This window comes from Micromonospora sp. NPDC005299, from assembly GCF_042872345.1.
Lineage (GTDB): Bacteria > Actinomycetota > Actinomycetes > Mycobacteriales > Micromonosporaceae > Micromonospora.
Genome location: NZ_JBIAKG010000032.1, coordinates 1 through 7773 on the forward strand (window position 1 = coordinate 1; position 7773 = coordinate 7773).

A 7773-nucleotide genomic window follows, 5' to 3' on the forward strand; every position below is an offset into this window, starting at 1 on the left:
GCTCGGTATCGACGCTCCGCCCGCCCAGCGGGTCGCGGCTGCGTTCACCGAACTCGCCCGGGCGATCTGACACGAGAACCAACCCTCGGGCCTCAAACCCGTCTGTCGATCCAACAACGCAACAACACCAGTCGAACTCGTAGTGGCGATTCACCGCCGCGGTGCAGGTATGCCCGCCGATCCTCCAGCTGTGACGTTAGCCCCTTTGCACACCGGTGACGCAGCATGATCACCTGCGGATGATCATGCTGGCAAGATCCCACCGCTCGCGCCAGTGCGACGCGAGCAGTGACCGCACGGCTGGTCAGCGACGCATCCGCGGCCGAGCGGAATGCCTTGGCTGCAAGATCCCGCCCCACGACTGACCCTCGACTCGCAGACAGCGCCGGACCGGCGATCGAACCAATGAATTGCCTGACGCCGACGTGGGCGGTCGTGATTCCACATACGCTGCGCGGGTGGCAATCAGAACCGGACGGCTGCGGTTCGGCCCGCACAACGGGCGCATGCTGCTGCGCACCGGCCGCACGGGCGTCGGGTCGACCGTGGGACACGACCTGACCATCGAGGTGACTGACTGGTCGCTGGAGTTGGACGTTCCCGATACCGGGCCCGCCGACGCCACGGCGACCGCCCGCGTCGAGTTGGGGTCGCTGGCCGTACGGGAGGGCACCGGTGGCGCCCGACCGCTGTCCGACAAGGAGCGGGGCGAGATCGAGAACAAAGCCCGGCGGACGCTGGACGTGGGTCGTCACCCAACGGCCACCTTCGAGTCCACCCGCATCGTCACCGGCGAGGACCATGCCACGATCAGCGGGATGCTCACTCTGCACGGGGTCGCCGCCCCCATCGACGTCGAGGTGCGCGAGGTGACAGCCACCCGCTACCGCGCCGCCACCGCCGTGACCCAGTCGTCGTACGGCATCAAGCCGTACTCCGCTCTTCTCGGCGCGCTCAAGGTTCGGGACGACGTGGCGGTGGAACTCGAGGTCGACCTGGAAGGCTGACCTCGACGCCCAGCCAGTCCCCGGGGCCGCGGCGTACCCGCGTGCGACGCGGGCACGCCCCCGCCGGGGTGCTCGTGGTGTGGACCGTCTTCTCCCTGGTCCTGACGGTCCTCAACAGCGAGCCCGGTTTCCTGCGGATGTCGAAGTGGTGTGCGGGGGACCAGCCGAGGTCGTACTACTGCGGACAGGTGGAGGGCTTCGTCAAGGGGCCGCTCATCCTGGCGCTGGGCCTCGCGGTATTCCTGTTCTGGCGATACGTCCCAGTCCGTCACTGGTACGACCGCAACGCCCTGCGCAGTCTTCGGATGGTGGTTCCCACCGCCGAATACGACAGCAGAGCGAGCTGCGTCGTGGGCCGGGACGAACTGTGCGAGCTGATGGTCCAGCGGCTCCGCGACGAGCACCGTCGGCGGCCGCTGCTGCTGGTGGGCGGCATCGGCACTGGCAAGACCGCGACCCTGGTGCGTCTCGCGGAGATGCTGATGGCCAGCGACGTCGTGCCGGTCGGGATCGACCTGCGCACCGTCACGGACCCGGCGAAGCTGAACTTCCACCAGCTCGCCCTCGAACAGTTCCAGAAGACGATCGACAGCCAGTTGCACGCCGCCGGCGAGGCCGACAAGGTGTGGCGGCGGCTGTGGTTGGAGAACCGGATCGTGGTGCTGGCCGACGGCCTGGAGGAGGTGCTCGCCGAATCCGGCCAGCCCGCCGACCGGGACAGCGTGCTCCGCGAAACGGTGCACGCCGCCGTCCGCGGGCCGAGCACGTCAGCCCCCACACCGGTCAAGCCGGAGCCGGCGAAGACGACCGTGGCGCCGGACCCGGCCAAGCCGAAGACCTTCGGCGTCGGCGGCAAGGTGCGTGGCGGTGACTTCGAGTTCACCGTCAACGGCGTCAAGTGCGGGATCTCCCAGGTGGGCAGCCCGTTCCTGAGCACCAAGGCGCAGGGCACCTTCTGCAAGGTCAACCTGACCGTCAAGAACGTCACGAAGAGCGCGCACACCTTCCACGCCCACGGCACCCTCACCGCCCAGGACGCCACCGGTCGGGAGTACGAGGCCGACGGCGAGGCCGGGATCTACGGCAACACCGACGGGCAGGGTTTCCTCGACGAGATCAACCCTGGCAACTCGGTGAAGGCGAACGTCTACTTCGATGTGCCGAGGGCGCGAAGCTGAAGACGATCACGTTCGACGCCGGCCTGTTCACCTTCGCCGAGGACGCCGTCTCTGACCGGCCGCCGGCAGAGAAGCGCGCCCCCGGCTCTGGCGACAGCCAACAGCCCCGGAGATTCTCCGGGCTGTTGCTGATAGCCAGAGCCGGGGGCACGGCCCGCTGCACCCACTTCCAGGTGGTGGCCAGCTTGTGGAGGTAGTCCCGGCTGTTGTGGACCTGCTCGGCGACCTTCGCGACGGTGCGGGTGCGGCCCAGGTCGCGGTACAGGGCGACGTACCCGTACGCCTTCTCGGGCTCGCGGCGATGCCGGTCCCACGGCAGGATCTCCGGCTCGCTCATGGTCACCCCCGCGTGCTGCTAGGCGGGCAGCCCGGGCGGGTGCAGCGTCGGTGACGCTGCCGGCTGAACTCGCTGCTGCGCCGTGGAGCTGATCAGCCGTCAGGCAGGTCTCGCCCCCAGCAGGACCGCCGAGGCGTACGCGTCGACGAGGCCGGTTCCCTTGTCGACTGCGCTGGTGTAGGGCCCGACGGTCTGGTAGGCCGCGCCGTCCGTGAACTTGTACGCCGTGGTCTTGAGCGCGTCCTCGACCTGGGCCGGGGTCGCGTTCGGTGCGACCTGGAACAGCTGGGTGACGATGCCCACGACATGCGGGGTTGCCATGGAGGTACCGCTGATCGTGTTGAACGTGCCGAGGTCCAGGGGCCCGGGGCCGTTGTGCGGGTCCAGTCCGGTCGAGCAGATCAGCAGGTATGGCCGGCAGGCCGAGGTGATGTTCGATCCGGGTGCCGAGACGTCCGGGTAGGTCTCCGGGTGTCCCGCCGCCCCGCGGCTGGAGAACGTGGACACGGTACCGTCGCGGGTGCCAGTGCCATGGTCGTCGTATGAGGCGACCATGAGGATGCCCGGAGTGGGGTCCTGACCCGGAGGGTTGGTGGCGGTGTTGTCCGGGCCGTCGTTGCCGGCCGCCCAGACGGTGACGACACCCTCGGCGGCCAGCGCCCGTTGCAACTTGGTGGTCGCCGAGTTCGGATCGAACGCCCCGCCGCCACTGGGGCCGTACGAGTTGTTGCTCACCTTGATCGGTGGGCAGCCCGCGCACGGGTTCAGGTGGTGGTCGAGCACCCAGTTCAGCGCGCTGTCCGCGCCGAAGATGCTGAGTCCCGCGCCGACCGACAGGCTGATCAGCGTGGCGTCAGGGGCAGCGCCGTGCAGCCGGGTGCCGTCGGTGAGCGTCGTGTCTCGCCCGGCGACGATCCCCGCGACGTGTGTGCCGTGCCCGCCGGCCGACAGCGTGTCGGTGTCGTTGGTCGCGGTCAGGTCGAGGAAGCACGAGTCGTTGGGGAGCGGGAGCGGCAGACCCAGGTCGGTGAGCGGGCCGCAGATGTTCTTCAGATTGAGCTTCACTGCGCTGGTACCGTCCGCGTTGCGGAAGAACGGGTGCGTGCCGTCCACGCCCGTGTCGATGATCGCCGCCGACACACCGCGGCCGTCGACCGGCCGTCCCTGTCCGTCGCGCAGCTCTGCGCGCGCCTGCTCGCCTCGGGTAGCGACGTTCGAGGTCGACAGGTACGGCCGCAGCGGCTGGTCACCTTCGACGTACGTGACACCGGCATGACCGCGAACGGCCGCGATCTGCTCGGCGGTGCCGCGCGCAACCGCGACGCCGATCTTGTTCCAGGTTGTGATGAGTTTGAGGCCGGTGTCGGCGGCCGCCTGCCGGGCGGCGCCGATGCTCGTACCGTGCACAAACACCGGGATCGTGCCGGAGGCTGTCGTCAGCGTCCGCGCCAGGGAACTGGATATCGGGGCGAGTGGGTTGCTCGCCTGCGCCGGTGCGACCGGCGCGACGAGCGCGGCGGCAAGGACGCCGGCGATCAGGGGCGGAATGGTCCGAGGCATGAAGCGACTCCTCTGGGAGCATGTGTGGCGCCTATCTATGTCCTACATCGGCGAACACCGAACTTTCGCAACACGGGTACGTCCTAAGGGCGCGAATGCGTACGGAGGCAACCGGTCGCAGCACGACGACGAACTGCGGCCTGAGACGTTCTGGCTGGACAACGGACAGGCGGCGCGACAGCGGCTGCTCTCACTGCCAGGCCGACCCGAACCGGCCCCGGCGTCCGCCGATCGGGCAGCGGCTGGTGCCACGTCCCGTGGTGGGTCTTCGGCGACGGCGGAGGACGGCGGCTCTTCGGCACCTGTCTGTGTGCTGGCCGGAGCGGGTGTCCTGGTCCTGCTCTGCGCAGGGGGCTGCCACCCTCGTCCAGGTCCCTGACCGCTATCGACGGCACTGACGAGCGCCGGGGACGAGGAAGACATCCCGAGGTGGTGCGGGGCCAGTTGCGCACCCATATAGAGCGCGAGCGACATCGGGGCTTCGGCAAACTCCGCGCGCAGCTCCCGCCGCCGAGTCCCGCACGGCCACGGCCCGCCACAGCCACCGCAACTCCACAACGGCAGCACTGGGTCGTGAGTGATCACGCGCGACCTCCGAGCACCGCCGCTGTCAGGTGCCGCGCCTGCCGGCCGGCCGCCCATTCCACCTGCCAACACGGGTACGGCACGAGCCGCGCCCACCACGCCTGGCAGCCGGTGCACATGCCGTCCAGGCCACGCAGGCGCACGCCCACGATGCGCTGTTCCAGGCCCGTCACTGCTCCTCCCCTGGCCAGTGCGCACGACCGATCGGGATGCGGTGCTGGGCTCTGCAGGGCAACTCGGCGCCGCAGCGACAAACCCTTCGCCACCGTCGCCAGGACCACACCGGCCGATGCCTCCGTGCCAAGGTCATCGCGGCTGCGGCCAGGTACTCGGCGTAGGACAACCTGCGCGTCGTCGCTGGCGGGTTCCGTCTCATCTAGTCGGCCTGCCCAGCGTCCGCCGATTCGGCCGGATGGCTCGGATTCCACACTTGAACGTCATGCCAGCACCGTCTCGCCGAGACGGGTCCGCCACCATGTCCGCAGGTCATGTCACGGTGACATGACGCCTCTCGACCACCCCCGGTCACCGCCTTAGGCTGCGGAGCAGACACCTTCGGTAGCCATCTACTGAGAGGGGAGCCGGCTGTGCTGCTCGGTCCGCTTCGGATCCCCGTAAACGTGTGGTTCGACAAGGCCGTCTGCGAGTCGCTGAGCAGGCGAGACATCGGCGCGCTGTTCCGCAGGCTCAGTCGGCTGACCGGCGCGAGTCAGACTCGGATCGGCGCCGCCGTCGGCCTGGAACAGGGTTACGTAAGTCGGGTCATGGCGGGCCGGAAGATCACTTCGATTGAGGTGCTGGAGCGCGTGGCAGACGGACTCGATATGCCCGACGAGTCTCGGATGGCGCTGGGCTTGGCACCCGCTCGCTGGCCATGTCATCAAGGCATGGCGCGCACAGCCGCGCCGCGGCAGAGTGACACGCCGGTCGACCGATGTTGGCGCGACGACCTGCGCGCCGCAGTAGAGATCTGGGAAAGCGATGTGAACCGCAGAGACATGATCCGCCAGGCGACTTTCGCCTCGGCGGGTTACACCCTCCCCGCACTGCGCTGGTTCACCGCACCCTTACGGCAGCCGGTCAACACGTCCGGCCGTCGCGCCGTCGGTCAACCCGACATCGACACCATTCGTGAAATGACCACGACCTATCGGCGACTCGACAACCAGTACGGCGGTGGCCATGCCCGCGACGCCGTGTCCCGCTATGTCCACCAAGAGGTGGCCCCGCTGCTGAACGACGGTCGGTACGACGCGATCACGGGTCGCAGCCTGCTCAGCGCGACGGCCGAGCTGGTGCAACTCGCGGGATGGCAGGCGTACGACCTGGCGGAACACGGCATCGCTCAGCGCCAGCTGACCCTGGCACTGGACCTCGCGCATGCCGCCGACGACGCCGGCCTGGGCGCGGAAATCCTGGCCGCGATGAGCCACCAGTCCACCTACCTCGGCCACTCCGCCACCGGCATCGACCTCGCCCGCGCCGCGCGACGGACCGCCCAACGCGCCGGGCTGGCCGTCCTGACCGCCGAGGCGTACGTGATGGAAGCGCACGCCCATGCCACCGCTCGCGATGAGACGGCCTGTGCTAAAGCCCTGCACCAGGCCGAACAGGCCCTCGATAGGGCCGACCGCAGCGGTAGCCCTCAATGGCTCGGATACTTCGATGAGGCTTACCTGTCCGCGAAGTTCGCCCACTGCTTCCACGCCCTGGGCAAGGCGTTGCCCGCTGAACGCTTCGCCAGCCGGTCACTCAAGATGGACGAGCGCTTCGTCCGCGGCAAAGCCTTCAACCTGGCGCTACTCGCCTCCGTGCAGGTTCAACGGGGCGAGCCTGAGCGCGCCTGCGCGATCGGTACGGAAGCCCTAACGCTCACCACGCAACTCCGCTCATCGCGAGCCGTGGCCTACGTGCGCGACCTGCAGGCTCAGCTCGCGCCCCACCGGCAGCAGCCCGTAGTACGGCAGTTCGTCAGCCGCGTCGACGCCTCCCTCGGCACCCAGCGGTGACCTTTACAGCTCGCCGCGCACCTGGCGCGCGACCAGCTCCAGCACTGCGATCACCGTGCCCGCCCCGACGATCTCACCCATGTTGACCAACTCACGCGCCTCGCTGAGCGCAATCCACGTGACCTGCTCGGCCTCGTTGACGTCCGTCGGCGCGCCGATGTGCTCCGCGCTGCGGGCCAGGAACAAAATGTTCTCCGCGTCGGCGGTACCCACCCAAGGCTGGAAGGTCAACAACGGCTCCACGCCGCTCGGACGCCAGCCGGTTTCCTCCTCCACCTCCCGTACTGCGCACACCGCTGGTTCTTCCTGGTCATCGACGTAGCCGCCGGGCAACTCCCACACCCATCGGTCGAAGACGAAGCGGTGCCGCCGCATCAGTAGCAGACGCTGCCGGTTGTCGAGGACGGCGACCATGGCTGAGCGGGGCGCGCGGATCACATACTGCTCGAACCGGACGCCGTCGGGCAGTTCCACCGAGGCGATGCTCAACCGTGCCCGCCGGGTGTCGTCCACCACCCGCTCACCATGAATAGTCCATCGGGTCAACTCGGCCATCCGGCAAGTATCAAGGCTTACGGGTTGCCTCACCAACCTGCCCGCATCCGAGCAGATGGACCACCCCCGCCTGGAGGATGGCCTTGACTCCTCGGCGTGAACGTGGCTGCGGCGCATCACCTGTTGCCATCGGTTGCCGTCCCCTGCCTCTCAGCTCGGTTACGACCCCGCCTGCTGGCCCGGCTTCCGGAAGATCGACTTCCTCCGGGCCCTGCGCTCCTACTCCGCCCGTAGCCGGCGATTCAGAGCCTGACGATAGTACTGCGCCGCCAGGCCGGCTGCCATCGGTCACAGTTGCGTTCCATCCTCGCAGCCGCCCTACGGGCAACGTGGCGGCCATCGTGACGACTCGCTTACAACGCGCTCTCGGCAAAGGTCGCAGCATCCGCTGACGTCCAAGGCATTCAGGTCGGAGGCGAGCAGGTGTTGTTGCGTTGTTGGATCGACTGAGGCCCGAGGGTTGGTTCTCGTGTCAGATCGCCCGGGCGAGTTCGGTGAACGCAGCCGCGACCCGCTGGGCGGGCGGAGCGTCGATACCGAGC

7 protein-coding genes are annotated in these 7773 nt (G+C 68.6%); 3 read left to right on the forward strand and 4 right to left on the reverse strand.

What is annotated here, in order from left to right:
- Positions 1-458 precede the first annotated feature (458 nt).
- Positions 459-1007 carry a YceI family protein gene (locus ACFYPD_RS33955; RefSeq protein ID WP_387122866.1) on the forward strand — a complete coding sequence of 183 codons (549 nt, stop codon included), beginning with the start codon at positions 459-461 and terminating at the stop codon, positions 1005-1007.
- Between the two features lie 41 nt (positions 1008-1048).
- Complete coding sequence (locus tag ACFYPD_RS33960; protein WP_387122870.1) at positions 1049-2185, forward strand: DUF4352 domain-containing protein; 1137 nt, start codon at positions 1049-1051, stop codon at positions 2183-2185.
- On the opposite strand, the gene ACFYPD_RS33965 is transcribed toward ACFYPD_RS33960, so the two are convergent.
- From ACFYPD_RS33965 to ACFYPD_RS33975, 3 genes are all read right to left on the reverse strand, one after another.
- Positions 2124-2522 (reverse strand): hypothetical protein, encoded by a 399-nt coding sequence (locus ACFYPD_RS33965; RefSeq protein ID WP_387122873.1) that lies wholly within the window; start codon positions 2520-2522, stop codon positions 2124-2126. The genes ACFYPD_RS33960 and ACFYPD_RS33965 overlap by 62 nt on opposite strands.
- 99 nt (positions 2523-2621) lie before the next feature.
- Positions 2622-4082, reverse strand: coding sequence for a S8 family serine peptidase (locus ACFYPD_RS33970; RefSeq protein ID WP_387122876.1), 1461 nt, complete (start codon positions 4080-4082; stop codon positions 2622-2624).
- A gap of 581 nt (positions 4083-4663) precedes the next feature.
- Positions 4664-4840, reverse strand: coding sequence for a hypothetical protein (locus tag ACFYPD_RS33975; RefSeq protein WP_387122879.1), 177 nt, complete (start codon positions 4838-4840; stop codon positions 4664-4666).
- A gap of 414 nt (positions 4841-5254) precedes the next feature.
- On the opposite strand from ACFYPD_RS33975, the gene ACFYPD_RS33980 reads away from it, so the two are divergent.
- Positions 5255-6676 carry a helix-turn-helix domain-containing protein gene (locus ACFYPD_RS33980; protein WP_387122882.1) on the forward strand — a complete coding sequence of 474 codons (1422 nt, stop codon included), beginning with the start codon at positions 5255-5257 and terminating at the stop codon, positions 6674-6676.
- 3 nt (positions 6677-6679) lie between these two features.
- Here ACFYPD_RS33980 and ACFYPD_RS33985 read toward each other — a convergent pair whose 3' ends face one another.
- Positions 6680-7231, reverse strand: coding sequence for an NUDIX hydrolase (locus ACFYPD_RS33985; protein ID WP_387122885.1), 552 nt, complete (start codon positions 7229-7231; stop codon positions 6680-6682).
- Between the last annotated feature and the right edge of the window lie 542 nt (positions 7232-7773).

Bases quoted from the DNA above. Each gene is read 5' to 3' on its own strand.
- ACFYPD_RS33965 (WP_387122873.1), bottom strand. From the start codon at position 2,522: ATGAGCGAGCCGGAGATCCTGCCGTGGGACCGGCATCGCCGCGAGCCC.
- ACFYPD_RS33970 (WP_387122876.1), bottom strand. From the start codon at position 4,082: ATGCCTCGGACCATTCCGCCCCTGATCGCCGGCGTCCTTGCCGCCGCG.
- ACFYPD_RS33985 (WP_387122885.1), bottom strand. From the start codon at position 7,231: ATGGCCGAGTTGACCCGATGGACTATTCATGGTGAGCGGGTGGTGGAC.